Raw genomic sequence first — 20,835 nt, 5'->3', positions numbered from 1 at the left:
GTTACGTGCCGAAGAATCAGCTGTTCGCTGCCCCTTGCTGCTGGTTCTGGGTGATCAGCGCCAAGAGTTGGGACAGCAGTTTCAGCATCTCGTTGGTTTGCGAGTTAGCGTCGCTCGAGCTATCCGTGCCGTCCGTGCCGTTCGTCCCGTTTGCGGAGCCGCTGCTTGGATCGGATGCACCAGTGGCACCGGAGGTATCGCCTGAATCCCCGCCGCCTGCGTCGCCGCCGTTGTTATCTGCGCTGCCGGACTGGGACCCTTGCAACTGTTGTAACAATTTGATCACGTCGCTGATCAAGGATTGCAAGGTTTGATCCTGTCCGCCTGCTTGGGACCCACCTCCTGCCGGGGCACCACCACCTGCCGGGTCGCCGCCGCCAGCCTGGCCACCGCCTTGCGTGCCTTGCATCTGTTGCAGCAGCTTGAGTAAATCATCGATGATCTGATTTGTTTGCCCCGACTGCTGGTCAGCCCCATTACTGCCTTGCGACGATTGCTGCAAAACCTTCAGGATTTGCTCCAGCAGCGACGCGATTTGACTCTGCAGGCTGTTCGAATTGCCGCTTTGATCGACGTTATTGCCGGATGACGCGCCTTGCGTCGAATCCGGGTTCTGCGCCGAATCGTCAGCACCACCCGAACCATCAGCACCGCCCGAACCATCGGCACCGCCCGAACCGTCAGCACCACCCGAACCGTCAGCACCACCCGAACCGTCAGCACCACCCGAACCAGCAGCGCCGCCTGCGCTACCTGTGCCGCCACCGCCACCGCCACCGCCGGCGGACCCGCTTCCGCTTTGCTGGTCGCCCCCGAGCTTCTGCTCGATAATCTCGAGGATCAGTTGGAGAAGTTTCTCGAGATCGTTGTTGCTAAGCTTGCCGTTATTTTGAAGGTCGGACTCTAGATTTTGGAGATCGGTTTGGATGCTGTCGTTGCTGATAGCATTGTTGTTGACGTTGCTCATTCGTAGCCTCTTACATTGAACGATGATCGGATCGCAGCGCCGATAAGCGCTTTCCGCATGGAAATCCTACTGGCCGCGCGACGGCGGCAGCATGCCACCCGTCCCATGTGAAAGCGTAAGAGACTTGGTGTTTTTGTCTGTTTCCAAAAACGAAGCACCATGTTTGAGGGCGAATGAGCGCGATAGGGGGCCGCGCCGTTGCTTCAAGCGTCGTCCGTGGGCGGCGAAACGGGGCGTTCGACGCGCAAGACGGTCAACTGTCTCGGATGGGATACCTCGGTGATACGCTGGACTGTCGCCATGAAGCCGGGGCCGAGCGCGCGCGAGGTTCCGTTCGTTTCGAGCGAGTAAAGAAAGCGTTTGTCCCAACTTTCCTCCGCCGACAGGAGCGTTGCAATTTGTGCATTGCGCGCGTCTATGCCGGCGCGTTGCGTTGCATCTGGTGCATGACCAGGCGGCACGATCGCGTCGCGAAGTTCGCGCAGGGCGTTGATTTTGGCAGCAGCGTCAGGTCTGAGCCACACGCGCTCGGCATACAACTGGTTACCGCGTGTAGCATCGTGGTCGACACGTGCCAGGTATTCATCGATCGGTTCGGGCTGTGCCGCCCCCGTCGGCTGCTCGCGATAGGCGCGATCCCACGCGGTACGCTGGCTATCGACATAGCGCTTGAATTGTCCGACATTGGTAAAGGTGGTGTCCCGATAGCTGAGCGACGCATCGATATGTCCGTCTTCTTCCGCGATGCGCCATGTCGAACCTGTTTCCGATTGAAATACCGTGGTGCCTACTCCTACAATCCCCACGCTTGGCAACACGACCGATTTGACGTGACCATTTTCATCCGAAAAATTTCCTTGCGGGGGCGCCGCTGCTATGAGCCCTGCCGAGACAGGCACTTGCAACGCGCTGCTACGAGTCGCGAAATCCGCCTTCAGTGGACCCTCTTCGCGGCGACGTACGCGGGTCGCCCACGTTTTTGACACGCCGATTTGCGCGTAAGGACCGATCTTGTAATTATGATGTTCATAGCGTGCGGCAGTGGTCAGGTTAACGCTGCTGGAAACAGATTGTGCCTTTGAGTCCATCCAGTTGAAAGAGACGTCAGGGTCTTTGTAGAAAGCATGGGCGACAGCGTCCCACATCGCACCGGCATCGCGAGGTAACTGCTTGTTCGGTCCACTTGCGGTGGCTGCGTCGATGACATCGACGAGCTTCTTTCGCCACGGATCTGGTTCGCCCGCCGGTTGCTGGCCGGCGGGTGGTGTCCCTGTCGGCTGAAGTCGTGCGCGCACCATCACGCCTTTCGGTTGAGATATATCCAACACGCCTGGCAGTAGTTGAACAGTGCCCGTCATCTGCAAATTACTGTGCAGCAGATTGGCGCCGGCCGCGCCACTGACGCCGAGATGCGCGGCCCACCGGCGATCACTGCCCACGAACAGCTGCCCGTGGTTGGCGGAAGAGCCCGCATTGATCATGGCATGGCGGCCATGAATAAGCTTGGCGTCAGGCCCGACGAGTGCGAGCGGTACCTTGCTGACGACTGGCAGTTTGAGCGCTTCGACGATGCTCGTATTGACCCCGAACTGCCCACCATCCGAGAGCCGTACGTCGTATGTCATGCGAGGCTCGGTAATGACGCGCTTGAAGTTATCGAGCACCGTTTGTGGCGTGGCTGTGTCCAAAGGCATCTCGCCGTTTTTTTCGAGCGTGACGAGTTGTTGCAACGCGCCTTTTAACCGCGTCGCCAATTCAGCTTCCTCGGGCTGAGTGGCTTCCAACTGTTCTATCCAGTTTTCTAGCGTCGCGGTCGTAAGCCTGGCACCATTAGACGTCTTCAGCATGGCATAGGCCTGACTGAGCTTGATCTCTGTTTCAGAGATATTCAGCATGGCCGCGGCACGTGAAGCGATGGTCTGCCGCATGCGCTTTGGCACCGCAGTCGTGTCCCGCCACCCCTTTTTCGCTACGCGCTCGTACCAGACTTGCAGCGTTGCGGCACGCACGGCGTTGGTAATTTGTGGTGCGAGGGGGCCCGTACGCGGTGTCGCCGCGCTCCGTTCAAGCGCCGCGCCCAGTTGCCATATCACGTCCGCCTTTTGCAAATCGTCTTCCGGTTGCCGTAGACTCGCGCCAGCTACCCCGAACGCAAGCGCAGACATCGGCGATTTGTTGAAACCGAACATTCGCCTGAGCGTTGCCAATGTCCCGGGTTGACTTGCGCGTTTTGCATAGCGTGAAAGCTTGAACAGTCGATGCTGGGTATGCGCGAGCGGCGTTCCCGGGCCCTCGTGCTTGAATCCGCAGCGCCACGCGAGATAAGCGCTCTTCAAGTGCGCCTCGGGGTTCGCCGAGGGATCGGCGGCAAGCTGCACCGCCGCAAGTAACGCCTTTGCTGGCACGCTTACATCGCTTTGCATCGTTAGGGGTTCGGGTGTGCCGGTTGTGCCCGCAGGGCGTTCGTGTTCAGGTAGCGCGGACAACGCGAGTTGCACCATGGCCGCCATATTGTCGGGCACGGGATGACCTGCGGGCAATGCGTCGATCAGGGCGTTACTCGCGCGCAGTGCCAATTTGGTCGCGTCATTACGCACGGCGTGTGAAACGGGGTCGGAATCCGTTGCCGCCTCGCCGCACAGCGTCCGCAATGTTTCATGGCCTAATGACGATGAAGTGAGGCGGCGCGCGAGTTCGAATCCTTCGCCGCGTATGTCCAGCAGTGCGCCGGCGGCGTCGAGTTGCGTGATTGCCGCGCGCGCCGCCTCCGTATTTGTCCCAAAAGCCTGATGCAGTCGATGCAACACTAGTTCTTGCTTGGCGGCGGACACCATCCGAGCGGTTTCGTCCGCGTTTCCTGGCGGTTCCAGGCGCTCGCGCAAGGCTTGGACGATGTCCGGCGCCTGGTGATCCAGGCCCTCTAACCCTTGGAGATTCAATCGTTCCATCGGGAAAGCGTCAACACCGCCATGGGCGGCGATTGTCTGTGGCACCGACGCGGTTTTACGGGTGCCGGCTAAGGTCTGCGCCACTTTTTTCGTATGTTTCTCGACCGCGGCGGGCGCTGTCGCATCAAGGTTGGGTCGATGCCGCTTGTCCTGCGGCACGCCGACTTTCGCCCGCGCCGTTGTGGGGCGCGCTTGTGTGTAACTGCCAAATATCGTGCTCGTGGTGGTCACGGGCCGCGGCGCGAGTGCGCGTTTCATGTTCGACCAGAAGCCGTCGTTTCGGCGGCTTATTTCAGGACGCGTCGGTTCAACATGATTATTCCTGGCAGGATTCGGTGTCGTTTCTTTATCGGATTCCTCGGCAGAGATAGACTCATGCGCGCGGCTTGTACTCGCCAGATCGCTGGGTATCATGGGGATCGCCAATAGGTAAGGAAATGACGCGCATGCCGATAGACAGCGCGCGGGAAAGGTTACAGTCCACAGACTACGGGTACTATGCCGCCACGTCATGCGTGACACTGCGAAGTTCCAGGTACGCCGACGAAAAAATGCAGATTTCTGCGGTAAGGAAACAACGCGCGTTTCTTTCGTTGAGGTCGTTAGTTTTTCGTCATGGAGTCCGAAATGTCATATTAGTCATTAATAATCGGCGCGATCTTCCAAGGAAAGTCCATGAAGTTATCGAGCCTTTTTTTCGGTAAGTCGTCTGCAATGCGGGAAACCTTGAACGCACGAGATACAATAGACGCAGATAGCGAAGCTGCTACACGCAAGAATAAAAAACCGGCTTTACTGCGGCGCGTGCACGTTTCAAATCATTTTTGGGACTTGGGCGTCCCAATTACGTCAAGCCAAGCGTACCGCGAGAGCGAAAGTCGCTTCTCCAGACGGAATGGCACACGCCGTTCACGGCGGTCAGGACGCTTGGAACGTCCTTTCAAGCCCGGGATATCAGGAGGCCCGAGCAAAAGCCAGTCGTGCCGCTCGAGCCCGCGGGGGATTGGCGTAGCGCGGCAAGGCAACCGTCCGCGCCTGGTGTGGGCCTACCTGCCGAGCGGCGCGCGCTGAAAGCCAATAATATTCTGGCAAAGACAGTGCATAAATTCACGGCGCGGGTCAATCACGGACCGATGGCGAAGCCGAGCGTATCCGCGGAGCCTCCGCCCGATGCGACCCAACTCAACCATTGGCTGGAACATCGTGATGGCCTGAACAACTGGGTGTGTAAGACTTTCCGCACGCAGGATGGTGCGGACACGCACGACGCGACCGTCGACGCGCTTGCGGATGTCCTGGCCACCATGCCCCGACAAGCGCGCGCTCCCGAGCCGCTTGCACGCACCGATGCCAGTGACGCGGCCACCGGTGTCACAGACCAGGCGGAAAACACCATCGCAGAGAATACACCGCCGTACGCAGGCTCGTTAATGCTCGGCTACGCTACATTGTCTGCGCTTGGTTCAGACAATCCCGCGCGTTTACTTGCGGCGCTGCAGGTTCTGCCGGACGTCGTCGACCTCGAAGAGTTGACTCGGCGTTCGGTCGCGTTCGTGGCGCCCGACACGCTTGCCGATGAAAACGTACACGTTTCGCGCCAGCCGAGTGGTCCGAGCGTAAGGCCGGAGATTGACCACGCAGTCGATGCGGAAGCGCACGGATTGCAGGACGATACGGAGGAAGCGTGGCATACACCCAGGACTTCTGTCAGTGACCTACCCAATACTGATCAGGTGACTCATGCGCCGCCACAGCATGATGCTCAGGCAGATGCGTGGCGGATCGCGCAATTCTTGGCTGCCACGCCCATCGGTATCGACGTCTTGAAGGGCATAACCGGGAGTAATGCCGGCCGTGCTGAAAGCGACGCCGCGGCGACATTGTTGCAGGCGTGGAACGCCTTGCCCGAACAGCATCCCGATCTTGAGGCCGCGCTCACCGCCGCGCACGCCGCCCGGACCGACGATGGCAACCTGGCACCACGCGTGTTGCGTGCGCTATCCGGCTCCGTGGCGCCAAAAGACGTGGCCGCACTTTATGCGTGGCGCCAGGGCTTTCGAAGTGACGCACCGGGAAGCAACCTCAAACAAGTGCAAACGCGTCTGCATCGTTTCATTTCGCGGGGCATGATGCGCCTGGGCAAGCAGAACTGGTTCTTTCAACGCATGTTTGGCCAGAAGAAATCGGCGTTACGCAGCATGATGCTTGGGAAGCCCAGCGCTAGCCGGCCGTCGTATGAAAAAGAGGCTGCCCGCTATGCCAATGCATTGAAGGCGGCTTGTGGCGCACTGGCCGAAGCCTTGCGCAGCCCGCGGGGGCCTGTCTTGCCGCCCGACAGCCCGCGAGCACGTGAACGTGAGGCCGCGGCTGCGGCGCTTGCGGCCCTTTCGACTCGGCCTGCAAGCCACATAGGCGACTTGGAAGTCGACGAATCCACGCGTGCAGTTCTCGAATGCCGTGCGCCGGTGGCGGGTGCCATGGAACGGGACGAGGCACCAATGCTTCTCGATGCCGGTGCGTTGCGGGCGGTTGCCAAGCAATTTCTCGTGCATAGATGGGAGACGGTGAAGACCGCGCTCGACCATGTCGACGATGTGGGCAAAGCCAAGCTCCTGCAGCCCGAGCGTTTGAGCCGGGACGAGGTCAAGCGGGTACTGCGGCAGTTGATCACCGATATTCAGCAGTCGACGCAGGTGTCCTTTGCAGACGGCGGACGATATGGTGTTAGAACAGGGGGGTTATCAACAAGTACCAATCGAGGCGTATTGCGGCATTTGCCCGTGGGAGGCGAATTGACGCTAGGCCATTATCGCAGCCGTCGCGCGATGGTGACACTTCAACGCAACAATGCCGGCTTCGACATATTTACCGGTACCGAACAAGGAAGTCGCACCCAGGCAGGCGTCGGAGCGCGGCTGGGCTACAGTGAAAAATTGCGCTGGCTTGGCGGACTACGGGTCGGAGGGTCATTCGGTATTATGCCGTTGGATCGCGAACATCGTAACCCGCGAGGGGTATTGATTCGCGTAGCACGCGAACGGCTTACAGACGAAAGCCGGGATTGGGGCGTCATGGCCTACGACGATGCACGGACAACCAATACCGCGCTCGAACTGGTTGACTTCCTGTCCGACGAAGCCAAAGAGCCGGTGCGCGAAAGCGGTGCCGAAACGTCGATGTTCGAGCGTCTTGCAGCGAAAATCGGGGATCGCTCCGACATTTCGATTGGCTGGCAGGATACACACTGGAAGACACGACGCCAGAATATCCGAGGGACGCTTGGCGCATCGGTGACGCCCGGGCAGGCGTCGGTTCGAGGATCGTATGGATTGACCGGGACCGTGATACTGGACCTGAACAGTGTCAACGATACGTCAATGCGTGAGGAAAAAGGGTCGAGCCGATACGATCGGCAGACCCTTGTCAACACGACGCGATTAAGTGCCCAGGGTAATACAAGCGTGAATCCGAGTTGGCGTGACGGCGATCTTAACGGTGGTTTGCCTGGTGCCGTACCGTTCGGCATTGGTGGCGCGCACCTCAGTCGTCTCTCTGCCGGGCGTGTGATGCTGGTGGCGCGTGATGGGCGACTACTCAATCGAGGTTGCTATGCGGATCAGCAGTTCGTTTCGTTCGATGCATTTGCCGCGGCTGTCAGGCAGTCTCGCGAGGAATGGATCGAGATGTACTCGAAGAATTACCATTGCGACTATCCAGAGGCATCCGCCAAGCTCGACCACGATCTTGACCTGATGAAAACGCATCAGCGCAAGAATCAAACATTTTTGATGCGCCGTCGCCTCAAGCCAGCGAAAGCCATGCGTGCTGATGTGTATCGTGCACTGGAGGTCATGCACGCGGCAACAGGGGAGACCGCTCCTGGTGCCAGTACCGACTGGTCGAAGCCGCTCAACGCGATGTAGCACGAGCGCGCCTCTTGGCTACCGGAGCGTATCGCCGCCAACGAATTGGTTGGTCGCGAGAAGAGCACTCCTGGGTTGGGCTTGCCAATCTTCGGTATCGCGTCAGAAAGCGTGTTGGCACAGCGTGAGCTAATGCGTTCAAAGTCCTAGAGAGGATAAGCGCGCATAGGCAAATACACGGTTTTTCCGTGCATATGCACTGTTTCGTTTCCGATAACATATATTCGCCATGACATCGGAGTTCTTGGCTTTACGGCGCTTAGCATCCTCAGGAGTTTTCGCAACCAAGTACCTTCACGGAGAAGTATATGCCTCGCATCAATTCGTCCCACGCTTCCGCCAGCGAACATGCATCGCAAGCGAGCGCCCCCGGTAATAGCGGCTCGAACACAAGCCGCACACGAAAACGAAATGCCACGTCGTTAGGTGGTGCCGGAGCGCCTTCAGGGTCCGCACCCAAGCGTCCCGGGACCGAAAAAAATGTGAGCGGCAACCCACCGTTAGGCACTGGTGCACAGAAACTGCTGCGTTCTCACACACGGTTTTTTGACGACAACAGCGTGTCGATCCAAGGGTTCGATGTGACCCCAGTGCGGCGCGGTACAGCCAACGAAAGTCGTGCGGTGTCGCAGCGTTTGCGCGAGACGCCGGAATTGACTGCGGCTTTGACCGCGACCGTGGACACAATGGCGCAAAAGCCGCTGGCAGACGCGCATGCGAGTCGTAACGCTACCGGCCACTGGATGCACGATTCCCATTTTCACCCCACGAACTACGTTCAGCAAGGCATGGTGCCACGAGAAGCGTTGGCGATGATGGACGAGGTGGGTATTCACCGTACTGTACTGTCGCCCATCCCTACGGATGTGATGCCATGCGGCAGTCACGACGAGCATTCCGAGACGGCACACCATAACAACATTCCTCCTGAGTCTTATTATGTAAAGCAGCAGTACGCCAACATAAAGCCGGAGGAACTCACGTCCGCGGTCGAGAATGAAATCGCACAAAGCGCACACCTGATGCTGAACCAGCAGGTGGATGCGGACACAGCGTTATTCATGCAGCTCTCGCACCTTTCGGAAGCGGAACGCGACCGGCTGGACCCTATGGTAACCGGACTGCATTTGGGCTCGCCCTTAAGTCCTCAAGCACTGCTGCTGAAGCTTGCTACGCATCCTGGGATGTTTACCGGAGTGGGTGAAGTGACCATCCACAAAGAACTTGTTGAGAAGCAATATGAGGGTGCAAGACAAGCGAACCTGACCACCAACGTTCAATCTTTCAAGAATCTGGTAGCGACCGCCGGCGTCATCGGGATGCCGGTGGTATTGCATTGCGATGTAGACTCGACGGATAATCAGCGAGCCAATGGAATTGGAAAGCCGCTTTATTTGAATGACCTTAAATCGCTGTTCGCGTCACCCGAGACGAGTCGAACGACGGTGATTTGGGCGCATTGCGGCGGCATCGGGCGCTTCGTGCAAAAACCGGAAGACCATGCGAACAATCTGCGAACGATTCTGTCGGACCCGAAGATGCAGCATGTTCACATCGATATTTCCTGGTCGCGGGTAGCGCGTCAAATCGTGTTGAAAACACAGCCCGATGGCACCGAAGTGCCCAATCACGAGTCGATTCACGCCTGGGCATCATTGATCAACGAATTTCCGAATCGCTTTTTGTTCGGATCGGATGCCCTCAATCCGCAGGTCAAGGACACATGGGCCGAAACGGGCAATTTGTATAAGCCGTTGCTCGATACCTTGACGCATGAAGCGCGTGTTGCAGTGAAGACCGGAAACTATGACCGCCTCATTACCGCGGCGCGTCCCAAGGTACGCGCCTTCGAGCAGCATGTGCTGACACCCGAGTTTGTGCAAAAACGCTTGCGTGCTTCCGGCGACGGTCGGATCAATGCCGGTCCACACATCAATCCAGACGCACTGCGCGCGGCACGCGACGAGGCTTATGCAAAGGCCGGTGTCGAGGTCGGTGCTTGATTATCGATCCTGTTGTCAGGACACGCGAAACAGTCAATTAGCGTTTCGTGGATGATCTCCACGCCGGTCCGTAACCGGCGCGGAAGGGCATCAATTCGAATGGGTTGATGTTTCCATCTTTGATGTACCAGCGATTCGTGCCGCGAGCGCTTTCAATGCGTTCTCGCGCGCCACGGCCAATTCGAGAAACCCCACCCAGTTGGTTGGGCCGTCCGTATTCAATAGCCGGCGTCGCTTTTCCCGATAGCGCTGGGTAATAAGTTGGGAAGTGGCGTGCTCCTCGGTGATACCTAAAACCGTGGTCCAGGGGCGTGACGCGCGGGCGTATGCGGCAGGGTCGTGAACCGGATCCGTCCCGCCACGCGTAATGTGGAGCGGATTGGCCTGATAAGATTGTGGTGGCGGATAGGGGTGTTGCGCGAGCGCGGGCGTATGAGGTGGATGCATCCGCCCGCTCTGCGTCGAGAGAAAAAAGGGCTTTGTCGCACTCGGATATAAGCCGAATGTAAACAAATGGAACCGCCCATTGAAGTGAAAACCGGCATGCATCTGCGCGCCGTTTGGTCCGTCGCCACCGCCGAATGCAAGGCCAAATCGGCGCTTCGCTCCGACCACCCAATTGTGATAAGTCGGCACCGCCCAGCTCGGTTGTACCGCAGGCGCATATCCCTGATATGCATGGTGAAAGTACGACGGGGACATCACATCGTTTCCGTGTGACGCTGTCCATTGCCAATGAGAGGGCGCTTGGTAGGGCGTGGCGAATTGTGGGTGCCAGGCAGGCCAGTGCATTGCTTGCCCGTAGGGAGCAGGGTAAGGGGTCGCGAATTGTGGATGCGGCGTGGGGGCATGCTGCGTTTGACCGTAAGGCTCGGAACCTGTTTCCGAAGGCCGGGTTGCAACGGCGGACGCAGAGGAAGTCGTACTCGCCGCCGTGGGTTGTGACAGCGGTGTCAACTGCGGCCGCGCTTGCGATGATTCGATTTGCGCCGCTTTCACCGGCGCCGGCGCCGCTGGTCGCACTGGTGTTTCTGCAGCCGGTTCGGGGCGCGCCGCCCCGGTTGTTTCCTGCTCACGCTGAAAGTTACGTGAGAGTGCAGCCATGCGTTCCATGGCGTGGCTGTGCGACACCGTGCGTCGTAGCAGCGTAGACACTGCCGGTCTTTGCCGCGGCGACGCGTTGCCTGGCCCACCCATCAAGCCGGCTCCTATGGGCCGTGTCAGCCGGGCGTTCGATGTAGCAGCATCCTTCGGCGCCGCGTTGGTATCCGTCCCCGCTTCTGTCGGGGAACCGTGCAACGAAGTGATTCTTCCTTTCATCTGGTGCTCCTGGTACGAACGATGCACACGTTCCGGATGATCGTCCACGCCAGAGAGCGTAATGCTTTGGAAGCTGAAGGGTCACGCGATACGGCGACACAGCAGCGCTCAAAACGAAACATCATGATGTTTTCGGTGATAGCGCGCTTGTTTCGCGGTCGTGGCACAGGTGTATCGCGCATGCGGGCTAACGTTGCATTTATCTCGAAATACAAGATTCAGCTCGCGAACGGAGAAGGGGAAGATTCCATGAGTACGATGACACAGTCGCGTGTGCAAGCGCTGATTGACACCATCCAAGAACGTATTGCCGGTGTGGAACGCATTACTGACCTGGATGCGCGACATAATGCCATTTTCGACGTCGTACCCACATTGAAAGCCGAAGCGGAACAGGCATTGGCAGACGACCCGGATGCGTTGAAAGAGGCGATGGATGCCCTACGGGATGCTTTCGACAGATTCAAGCATGCTAACGCAATTCCGCGTCTGCCGTACTCTTCTGACGTGGATGCACGCTACCCCTATCGCGATGCTTTGGGACAACCGGTTCACATTGCGGTACTGTGGGATGCAACCTCTAAAGTGATGGAGCCAATATCTTCCCATGCGTCCAACACGCTGCGAATCGAGGATCTTTATCCCTATGTCGATCCGCGCATCGATAACCACACGCGCGGGCAGGCTTACGAAAACATGTTGTATTCTCGAAAGATCGTTGCCGCCGACCTGCGTGATGAACGCGAATACGACCTCATCGGACAACGCGGCGTTTTTGCTGCGCGACGCATACAAGCCGGTGAATGCCTTGGTGTTTACGGCGGTCGATTGATGAGTGCGGCAATGTTTTTCTGCTGTGTGGATGACACGTTCGTACTGGATGCGGCAGCGGGTGCTTCGGTCACGTTTGTTGACGGCGAGAATATTCTTGCAATGGCGAATACCTCGCTTGCGTACAATGCTGATGGTAAGGCAGTGTGCCAAGCGGATGATCGCGGATACAACATGGAAGCGCGTACGTTTCACGCGTCGTCTTATTGCGGTCGACAGTTTTCCATTCGTGCATTTTTCGCCAGCCAGGCGATTGCATCAGGCACGGAACTGAGATGGAACTACCGGTATTCGCCAGATATGGTGCGCCATGTTTTCGGACGCGCAGACGACCGAGGATGATGCGTATTATGATGACGCCAGGTTTCCTCGCGACGGTGTGACGCAATTTGTCCGCTGGTTAGGTTAGGCAACGTTCATCGCGTGATCCGACTCGCGGGATAGTCGAGTTTAGGCGGATAGCCAGGATATTCAATACACTGAAAGGGCAGCGCACCAGTATCGCAAGCCCGTTTTCCGACGTATCACGTTTTGGTAGACGCTTAATCGTTGCCAACGACCGTTATGCCGGCCTCATCTATCGTCGCACGGTCGCTCCTACTATCGACAGCAAGCGGATCTTTAGCCTGAGCAGGATGTCGAACGGCATGGCGCGATTGGCCTGTCCGACGTGTACTATTTCGACTTCAATTTTGTCCTTGCCGCTTGCTGAGCAATTTCTTCAATTTCGCATCGACGATTGCATTACGTTCATCGTTGTCTAAGATCAGAAGATTGTTGGTCTTTCTTGCATGTATGCGAAGACGTTGATCTCGCCGCAATTTTTTCTTCTCTTCATGCGTCCGATGCTTCTCTTCGACAGGCACATTCTCCCATCCTGGTTTGGACAGGTGCTGTTGCCAGAATAGTTTATCAATGGAATATCCGCTCATAATCTTTCTTATTTATGTATGAACCAGGTTGATTGCCCGTACGTCTGAACCTTCAAGAGAAGCAAATGATGAACAATAGTGGGAGTACAATTACATGACATGAACGGTGAAGCCGCATGATAAACACAATACCTGCGGCAGGAAGTCTATTTGATTTATCAAACACATTCACGAGCGTTAGCGAAAGCATCGGTTTGTTAGCGAACTGACTCGAAAATACTCGCAAAACCGAACCTCGCCCGATAAGGTTGCCCGAGAGCGTATTGTTTTTCTAACGGGCCGCACCCACGGACGCCTGAATCATGCGCTAAAGCAGCGGTAGTGCGTGCTTCTGGCACCCTACTTAGTAGCGCGTAGCTTTACTAAAGCAGTCGAGGCGCGTTTGATCAGTACAGGTTCTGCTGTTTGAATCATGGCCGGTGTATCGTGCGCGTTCGAAGCAAGCTTGATAAGCAGCTCGATGCTCTGTTCGGCCATCTCTGCAGTGGGTATCGCCACAGTCGTGAGCGCTGGCCGTGATTGACTGGCTAGCTCGATATTCGTGACGCCGACAATCGAGACATCCGACGGTACGTTTAAACCGAGCGATGCCGCGGCATTCAGTGCGCCTAGCGCGGGAAGATCATTCGAGACAAACAGCGCGGTGAGATCCGGACGGGCAGTCAGTAATGCAATAGCGGCGTCGTAGCCACCTTGATACGAATCGGTGCCGAAGCGGGCGTCAGCGATGGCATGCCTGACATTGCGCGCGCGAAGCGCATCGCGAAACCCTTGGTATCGACCACCATGTATGCCCGTCTTCTTGCTCCCGATGAGTGCGCCGATCCGCCTATGCCCGAGATCGAGCAGATGTTCCGCCGCAATGAAGCCCGCCTTGCGAGAATCGAAAGCAACACAGGGAATACCCGGAAGCACCTCCGGGAATTCCCATACGGATATCACTACCGGCGTGCCCGTTGCCTGAATGGCCTTCAATTCGTCAATCCGGATGTCACCGTTATTTGCAACAAGAATACCGTCCGATAGCGAGCCCGCGACGTCTGCTAGAAATCCTGTGCCGCCGTCGGGCTCGTAATCGGTATTGCAGACCAGCAAAAAACGCCCGTGACGACGCGCGGCGTTATTCGCTTGTAAGGTAAATTCAGGATAGAACGGATTGGTGATGCAGCCAAGCATCAGTGCAAGCGTCGGCGCACGGCGTTCAACGAGGGCACGCGCATTCAGGTTCGGCCGATATCCCTTGGCGGAGACGGCTTCCAAGACTCGTTCTCGAGTAGCGATACCAACACGCCCCCGGTCGCGCAACACGTTGGACACGGTCGTTGGCGTGACGCCGGCAAGCTCAGCGACTTCCTTGATTGTAGCCATCAGGCTTTCCCGCTTACCCATTTTGTATCCCAACCTGCCTCTGTGGTACCGCTTACATTGTGTTAGTCATTACTATCCGAACGCCCATGGTACCAACATAACGATGGGAATTGCGGGTAGACCCTTGATCAAAAACACTTGCCTACACTCCGCCGCACTGCTAATTTCCCACACATATGTGCGTTGTCGAATTCACTGAACGGCTTTAGACCGCTTTTTTCAAGTGAATTGATTTAACGTTAAACCAAGTTGGAGACAGGTCGTGGCCGCCATATCCCTGCGGGGCATCTCGAAGCAATTCGACGGTAATGCGCCGGTGCTGCGCGACGTCAATCTTGAGATCGAGCACGACGAATTCTGTGTGTTTCTCGGACCTTCGGGCTGCGGCAAATCCACCTTGCTCAGGATCATTGCAGGCTTGGAGGATCCGAGCGGCGGCGACATTGCCATTGACGGACAAGTGGTTAACACCGTACCCCCCGCCAAGCGTGGCGTCGCCATGGTATTTCAGAGCTACGCACTGTTCCCGCACATGACTGTCGCGGAGAACATGTGCTTCGGACTGAAACTTGGCAAAGTGCCGGCCAAGGAAATCAATCGCAAAGTCGCGGAAGCAGCGCGAATTCTCCAGCTCGAGCCATTGCTGGATCGAAAACCGGCGGCGCTATCCGGAGGCCAACGGCAGCGGGTGGCAATCGGCCGGGCCATTGTTCGCGAGCCAGGCGTGTTCCTCTTCGACGAGCCGCTTTCCAATCTGGATGCGACGCTGCGCGGCCAGACACGCGTGGAAATTGCACGCATTCACCGACGCTTCACTGAAGCGAGTACGGTCTATGTCACCCACGATCAGGTCGAAGCAATGACGCTGGCGGACAAGATCGTACTGCTCAACGTGGGTCGCGACGCCGCGGCGGCCGGCAGCATTGCACAAGTGGGTACGCCCATGGATCTGTATCTACGTCCAAATAGCCGTTTCGTGGCGGGTTTTATCGGGTCGCCGCAGATGAATTTCATGCCGGCCATTGTAAGTCATGCGACGAGCGCCGATGTCACCATTACCCTGACGCGTTCAGGCGAACAGATCCTTGTGGCGGGGAAGCGGCGACGTTTGACACCCGGTCAGTCGGTGACGCTCGGCGCGCGACCTGAACATATTTCGATCGCCAAGACACATCAACAATCCGAAGCCCTGCAACCGCAATCCACCTTGAGACGTGCTGTAACGCTTGTCGAACGTCTGGGCGAGCAAAGCTATCTACATTGCAGTGCCGCGGATGGGACGACGATTCTGGTCAAGGTGCCGGGCGATCCGTCCGTTCGGCCGGGCGATACGGTTCACCTTGCAATCGATCCGAAATGCAGCCACTTATTTACTGAAGAAGGGCTCGCGATTTGAACGGACGCATAACCTTTTGGAGACGACAATGAAAAAAAGATACCGATTGACTGCGCTTTGCGCGATGCTGGCGTTCGCCGCGCAGGTCCACGCGGGCGAACTGACAATCAATCTCGCATTCAAAGGTGCTAATCAGCGTGCTTTTTGGGACACTGCGCTCGCCCAGTTCGAGAAGGCAAATCCGGATATCAAGGTGAAGGCATCGTTTGTGGAGGAAGAGGCCTACAAAGTCCAGCTTCCTGGCTGGCTGATCTCGCAGGCACCCGATATCATCAAGTGGCACGAAGGTGAGCGGATGCGTTATTACGCGCAGCGTGGTCTGCTTGAAGATATCTCGTCCGACTGGCAAAAGAACGGATGGAATACCAGCTTTGCGTCGCTGAAGGAACCGTCGTCTTACGCGGGAAAACAGTACGCGGTACCCACCGACTATTTCTCTTGGGGACTGTTTTATCGAAAAAACCTTTTTGAAAAAGCCGGCATCAAGGGTGAACCAAAAACCTGGCAGGAATTTCTCGACGACTGCAAGAAGCTCAAGGCCGCTGGCATCACGCCTATTGCCGTGGGTGGCCGTGATTCCTGGACGCTCGCCGCGTGGTTCGACTATATCGATCTGCGTCTGAATGGCTATGCTTTCCACATGCAACTGATGGATGGCAAGATTCCCTACACGGACCCGCGTGTCAAGAAAGTCTACGAAGCGTGGAAAGTCCTGATCGACAATAAGTACTTCGTCGATAATTCCCTGTCTTATACGCTCGATTCCGCTCAGCCGCTGCTGATACAAGGGCAGGCCGCGATGATGCTGATGGGTACATTTATCTCCGGCGGCTTTGCCGATGGGGTCAAATCGAAGATAGGCTACTTTCAGTTTCCTGTCATGGACCCGAAGCAGCCCATTGCTGAAGATGGGTCCGCGGATTGCCTGAACATTCCCGCTCGCGCGAAGAATAAAGCCGATGCAAGACGTTTCCTCGCGTTTATGTCGAGACCCGAGATGAACGGCGCACTCGCCAAGGCCTTTGGATCACTTCCTGCAAATAATCAGGCTGCGGTCCCTGATGACCCGTTTGCAAAGAAAGGTTTCCAGATTCTTTCGAACACCAAGGGTGGCATCGCGCAGTTCTACGACCGCGACATGACAAAGGAAATGGCGGATGAGGGGATGAAGGGGATGCAGCGCTTCGTGAGCGATCCCTCCACACTTGATGCCGTGCTGGCGCATCTCGAAGAAACACGCGAGCGTATATACAAGAAATAAGACAAGCGTTCAGCAATGCTGGCCTGACGGTTTTCGGTCGGGCCGAACGTCCAGAATCCACGAGCGCTATCCGCGCCTATCGAGCCGAATCATGTCCGCATCTGTCGTTGCGTCTCCGCTGGCACGTCGTCGTCGCCGTGCAGCTGCGCTCTTTCTGGCGCCTGCGTGTCTCATGTTTCTTCTTTACGTGATCTATCCCATCATTCGCAGTATTGTCCTGAGCTTTTACGATTGGGATGGCGTCGGGCCGAGCACTTTTATCGGACTCGGTAATTACCGCGAGCTATTGCATTCTGATACTTTCTATACCGCGTTAAAAAATAACGTGATATGGCTTGTCTTGCTCTTGCTCGCGCCGCCGATCGGGCTCGTTCTCGCGCTTTATCTGAACCAAACCGTTCGCGGAATGCGGATCGTCAAGTCGCTATTCTTCGCCCCGTTCGTCGTATCGGGCGTGGTGATCGGTCTCGTCTTCAGTTGGTTCTATGATCCGTCTTTCGGTTTGCTGAAGCTCATCGTAGGTCACGGCGTCCCTGTCCTAGGGGATGAGCATGAGGCAACATTCGGCATCATCGTGGCGGCCCTCTGGGTACAAGTGCCGTTATGCATGATTTTGTTCCTGACCAGTCTCACCAGCATCAATCCCGAGGTGATCGAAGCGGGGCGCCTTGAAGGCGCACGCGGATGGTCGCTACTTTGGCACGTCGTTCTGCCACAAATGCGCCCCGCGACGTTCATGGCGATCACGCTGACGGTCATCGGCGCATTGCGTAGCTTCGATCTGATCTCCGTAATGACGGCGGGTGGCCCGTTCGACAGTTCCACGGTACTCGCGTACTTCATGTATGACCAGGCAATCAAGTATTTCCGCTTTGGCTACTCGGCCGCGATTGCAGTTGTACTGTTTCTGATCATGCTCGTGTTCATAACCTATCAATTGCGCCGTTTGCTGCGCGCTGACCGCTGATTCACGGAGCTACCATGTATCCACTACCCGTTGCGCGCTGGAAGCCTGCGAATCGCGTGCTTTACAAGATTTCACTGCCTATCTCGCTGATCATCTGGCTGCTACCATTGCTTGCCGTTCTCGTGACATCCGTGCGGTCGTCCGATGAGCTCATGCAAGGCAACTACTGGGGCTGGCCGCACGATTTCGCTGCGTGGCAGAACTACCGGACCGTACTCACCGACACGCCCATGTTGCACTACGCGTGGAACAGTTGCCTCATTACGTTTCCATCGGTTCTTGGCGCGATTGCGCTTTCCGCCATGGCCGGATTTGCGCTTTCGACGTACGAGTTCAAGGGCAACGCCGCCTTGCTTGCCATATTTGTCGCCGGCAATTTCGTGCCTATTCAGATCTTGATGATTCCTGTTCGCGATCTTACGTTGCAACTGGGATTGTTTAACACCGTTGGCGGACTTATCCTCTTTCACCTTTCGTTTCAGACAGGTTTTTGCACCCTGTTTCTGCGAAATTTCATCAAGGAATTGCCGTATGAACTTATAGAGGCCGGCAGGGTGGAAGGTGCGAGCGAATGGCAACTCTTTTACCGGATTGTGTTGCCGCTGATCCGTCCCGCACTCGCTGCGCTTGCGGTACTGGTTTTTACTTTCGTCTGGAACGACTACTTCTGGGCGCTATGTCTGACACAGGGTGATGACGCAGCGCCTCTTACCGTTGGCGTCGCGGCGTTGAAGGGTCAGTGGACCACGTCGTGGAACTTAGTTTCCGCGGGGTCGCTGCTGGCAGCGTTGCCTTCCGTATTGCTGTTTTTCAGCATGCAACGGCATTTCGTCGCAGGCTTGACGTTTGGTGCGACCAAGGGTTAGCAGGCCAGTGCATGTCTGTCGAGCCGGGTTGCAATTGACCCGCCATCTTTACATTCAGGAACCTTTTTATGAACGTTGGCGTTGATTATTATCCCGAGCATTGGGAACGCGAGATCTGGGAAGACGATGCTGCCCGTATGCAGCGCGTTGGGATCACGATCGTGCGGCTTGCGGAATTTGCCTGGTCGCGCCTCGAGCCTTCAGAGGGCCAATTCGATTTTGTCTGGCTCGACGAGGCGATCGATACGCTTGGCAGGCACGGTATCAAGATCGTGATTGGTACCCCGACCGCCACCCCACCGAACTGGCTGGTGTCTAAATGTCCCGATGTGCTTCCACTTGATAACAAGCGCCAGCCGATTTATCCCGGCGTGCGTTTGCATCGATGTTATAACAGTCCGTCGTTGCGTCGTTACACGGAAATCATCGTCGAGAAACTGGCTGCGCATTACGGCGGGAATCGGAACGTGATCGGCTGGCAAACTGATAACGAAATGATTGGCAATGAGAGTCACAGCGATGGTGCCGCCCATGACTTCAGACATTGGCTGAAAAATAAATATGGCGATCTTCAAACGCTCAACCGCGAATGGGGCACGGTCGTCTGGAGCGGCGAATATACGGACTGGACCCAAGTCACGACGCCTCTCGGTGGCTCCCCCTATCTGAATCCCTCTTTCCTGCTGGATTACCATCGTTTCTGTTCGGATTCAGTTGCGGATTTTAATCGTTTCCAAGCGAGCATCATTCGCAAGCATTGTCCGGGGCAGTTTGTAACACATAACCTGTGGGGCTATCCAGTCATCAACGACTATTACGATCTGTTCGACAGCATGGATTTTGCGTCGGTGGATTACTATCCGAGCACAGACCTTGCGAACGACAGCAAATCCCAGATCTACCACGGTGCGTTGACCCACGACCTGACCCGCGGTGTCAAACAGAAAAACTTCTGGGTAATGGAACAGCTAAGCGGGACGCCTGGTTGCTGGCATCCCATGTCGCGAATGCCGTCTCCGGGGATGATTCGGGCGTATGCGTGGCAAAGCGTCTCGCGCGGGGCAGATGCGGTTGTGCAATTCCGCTGGCGTACCGCGAGGATCGGCGCGGAGCAGTTCTGGCACGGCCTTCATGATCATCATGGCAAGCCGGGACGTCGTTTTGCGGAATTTGAGCGATTCAGCGAAGAAGCAAGGCGCCTGTCGCCGTTGCTGGAAGGCACGACGGTGGTGAATGATGTCGCCATGCTATTTTCGCATGAACAGCTAAATGCACTCAAGATCCAGCCGCAGTCGGATGGTTTCGAGTACCTTGCGAACTTCAAACAGATCCACCGCACATTTCTTCGCTTGGGCATCGGCACGGATGTCGTTAACTGGACTTCCGACTTTGCCAAATATCGTCTCGTGGTTGCACCATTCCTGTTCCTTGAAAACCCCGAAGTCGTGGAGAAGTTGACGGATTATGTCGCGAAGGGCGGGGCAGTGATCTTGACGACGCGCTCGGGGGTAAAGAACATGCGGAACGTCTGCCTGGCGTCCGCCTTGCCAAGCGGGCTAGGCAACGTGGCGGGTGTTGTCGTCGAAGAATATGATCCTGTCGGTCGTGACGTTCAGGCGATCAGATTGCATGGCACGGTGGAGCTGGCCTGTTCTCAGTGGTGCGACATTCTCACTCCGACAACAGCAGAATCGATTGCCGTCTATGCCACGGACTTTTTTGCGGGGCGCACCGCGATTACCCGCAACGCATATGGACAAGGCTGTGCGTATTATATTGGAACGATTCTGGACGACGCCGGTTATAAGGCGTTGATATTCGAGATAGCCAAAATGCTCGGCCTAGATCCCGTCGATAATTTGCCAACAGGCGTGGAGCTGTCGGTGCGCTCCGGTGACGGAAGGCGGTTGATGTTTGTTCTCAACCTCACGAAAGAAAAAAATAGCGTTGACCTGAACGTAACGGGAGCGATCAGCGCGCTGACCGGACGAACGGTTGCAGGATCGCTAACGCTGGAACCAATGGGCGTGGAGATTTTGCAATTGTCATGATG

General features: G+C 56.7%; 13 protein-coding genes. 8 read left to right on the top strand and 5 right to left on the bottom strand.

The genetic code is table 11. The annotated features are described in order from the left end of the window. Positions 1-16 precede the first annotated feature (16 nt). On the bottom strand, positions 17-967 hold the full coding sequence (locus WM40_RS27890; RefSeq protein WP_052738301.1) for a hypothetical protein: 951 nt from the start codon (positions 965-967) through the stop codon (positions 17-19). 203 nt (positions 968-1,170) lie between these two features. Next, the gene (locus WM40_RS12315) at positions 1,171-4,173 is read right to left on the bottom strand and encodes a hypothetical protein (RefSeq protein WP_157685782.1); all 3,003 of its coding nucleotides are present in this window, start codon (positions 4,171-4,173) and stop codon (positions 1,171-1,173) included. A 722-nt stretch (positions 4,174-4,895) separates the two neighbouring features. Here WM40_RS12315 and WM40_RS12310 point away from each other — a divergent pair. Both WM40_RS12310 and WM40_RS12305 read left to right on the top strand, forming a co-directional pair. After that, on the top strand, positions 4,896-7,838 hold the full coding sequence (locus WM40_RS12310; RefSeq protein ID WP_157685781.1) for a hypothetical protein: 2,943 nt from the start codon (positions 4,896-4,898) through the stop codon (positions 7,836-7,838). Positions 7,839-8,146: 308 nt separating this feature from the next. Then, complete coding sequence (locus WM40_RS12305) at positions 8,147-9,841, top strand: amidohydrolase family protein (RefSeq protein WP_024903167.1); 1,695 nt, start codon at positions 8,147-8,149, stop codon at positions 9,839-9,841. A 90-nt stretch (positions 9,842-9,931) separates the two neighbouring features. Here WM40_RS12305 and WM40_RS12300 read toward each other — a convergent pair whose 3' ends face one another. Beyond that, on the bottom strand, positions 9,932-11,161 hold the full coding sequence (locus tag WM40_RS12300) for a hypothetical protein (RefSeq protein ID WP_046152994.1): 1,230 nt from the start codon (positions 11,159-11,161) through the stop codon (positions 9,932-9,934). A gap of 249 nt (positions 11,162-11,410) precedes the next feature. On the opposite strand from WM40_RS12300, the gene WM40_RS12295 reads away from it, so the two are divergent. Continuing rightward, complete coding sequence (locus WM40_RS12295; protein ID WP_024903165.1) at positions 11,411-12,334, top strand: SET domain-containing protein; 924 nt, start codon at positions 11,411-11,413, stop codon at positions 12,332-12,334. 344 nt (positions 12,335-12,678) lie between these two features. On the opposite strand, the gene WM40_RS12290 is transcribed toward WM40_RS12295, so the two are convergent. Then, positions 12,679-12,924 carry a hypothetical protein gene (locus tag WM40_RS12290; RefSeq protein WP_024903164.1) on the bottom strand — a complete coding sequence of 82 codons (246 nt, stop codon included), beginning with the start codon at positions 12,922-12,924 and terminating at the stop codon, positions 12,679-12,681. 339 nt (positions 12,925-13,263) lie between these two features. Further along, a complete protein-coding gene (locus WM40_RS12285) occupies positions 13,264-14,292 on the bottom strand; it encodes a LacI family DNA-binding transcriptional regulator (protein ID WP_024903163.1) in 1,029 nt (342 codons plus the stop codon). Between the two features lie 262 nt (positions 14,293-14,554). Here WM40_RS12285 and WM40_RS12280 point away from each other — a divergent pair, with 262 nt between their 5' ends. The 5 genes from WM40_RS12280 (at position 14,555) to WM40_RS12260 (ending at position 20,833) form a co-directional block, all read left to right on the top strand. Further along, positions 14,555-15,688, top strand: a complete 1,134-nt coding sequence (locus WM40_RS12280; RefSeq protein ID WP_046152993.1) for an ABC transporter ATP-binding protein — start codon at positions 14,555-14,557, stop codon at positions 15,686-15,688. Positions 15,689-15,716: 28 nt separating this feature from the next. Next, positions 15,717-16,949: an ABC transporter substrate-binding protein gene (locus WM40_RS12275; protein ID WP_046152992.1), complete on the top strand. Its 1,233-nt coding sequence runs from the start codon at positions 15,717-15,719 to the stop codon at positions 16,947-16,949. A 91-nt stretch (positions 16,950-17,040) separates the two neighbouring features. Next, positions 17,041-17,916, top strand: a complete 876-nt coding sequence (locus tag WM40_RS12270; RefSeq protein WP_024903160.1) for a carbohydrate ABC transporter permease — start codon at positions 17,041-17,043, stop codon at positions 17,914-17,916. A gap of 14 nt (positions 17,917-17,930) precedes the next feature. Next, on the top strand, positions 17,931-18,782 hold the full coding sequence (locus WM40_RS12265; protein ID WP_024903159.1) for a carbohydrate ABC transporter permease: 852 nt from the start codon (positions 17,931-17,933) through the stop codon (positions 18,780-18,782). Positions 18,783-18,850: 68 nt separating this feature from the next. After that, positions 18,851-20,833 (top strand): beta-galactosidase, encoded by a 1,983-nt coding sequence (locus WM40_RS12260; protein WP_046152991.1) that lies wholly within the window; start codon positions 18,851-18,853, stop codon positions 20,831-20,833. The last annotated feature ends 2 nt before the right edge of the window (positions 20,834-20,835 follow it).

Source organism: Robbsia andropogonis, from assembly GCF_000970345.1.
GTDB lineage: Bacteria > Pseudomonadota > Gammaproteobacteria > Burkholderiales > Burkholderiaceae > Robbsia > Robbsia andropogonis.
Note: the sequence above shows the minus strand (reverse complement) of the source record. Positions and strands in the feature narration are given on the sequence as shown.

What these genes read in the sequence shown, in the direction of transcription:
- WM40_RS12260 (WP_046152991.1), top strand. Translation starts at nt 18,851, where the DNA reads ATGAACGTTGGCGTTGATTATTATCCCGAGCATTGGGAACGCGAGATC.
- WM40_RS12290 (WP_024903164.1), bottom strand. Translation starts at nt 12,924, where the DNA reads ATGAGCGGATATTCCATTGATAAACTATTCTGGCAACAGCACCTGTCC.
- WM40_RS12300 (WP_046152994.1), bottom strand. Translation starts at nt 11,161, where the DNA reads ATGAAAGGAAGAATCACTTCGTTGCACGGTTCCCCGACAGAAGCGGGG.
- WM40_RS12305 (WP_024903167.1), top strand. Translation starts at nt 8,147, where the DNA reads ATGCCTCGCATCAATTCGTCCCACGCTTCCGCCAGCGAACATGCATCG.
- WM40_RS12285 (WP_024903163.1), bottom strand. Translation starts at nt 14,292, where the DNA reads ATGGCTACAATCAAGGAAGTCGCTGAGCTTGCCGGCGTCACGCCAACG.
- WM40_RS12265 (WP_024903159.1), top strand. Translation starts at nt 17,931, where the DNA reads ATGTATCCACTACCCGTTGCGCGCTGGAAGCCTGCGAATCGCGTGCTT.
- WM40_RS12315 (WP_157685782.1), bottom strand. Translation starts at nt 4,173, where the DNA reads ATGAAACGCGCACTCGCGCCGCGGCCCGTGACCACCACGAGCACGATA.
- WM40_RS12275 (WP_046152992.1), top strand. Translation starts at nt 15,717, where the DNA reads ATGAAAAAAAGATACCGATTGACTGCGCTTTGCGCGATGCTGGCGTTC.
- WM40_RS27890 (WP_052738301.1), bottom strand. Translation starts at nt 967, where the DNA reads ATGAGCAACGTCAACAACAATGCTATCAGCAACGACAGCATCCAAACC.
- WM40_RS12270 (WP_024903160.1), top strand. Translation starts at nt 17,041, where the DNA reads ATGTCCGCATCTGTCGTTGCGTCTCCGCTGGCACGTCGTCGTCGCCGT.
- WM40_RS12295 (WP_024903165.1), top strand. Translation starts at nt 11,411, where the DNA reads ATGAGTACGATGACACAGTCGCGTGTGCAAGCGCTGATTGACACCATC.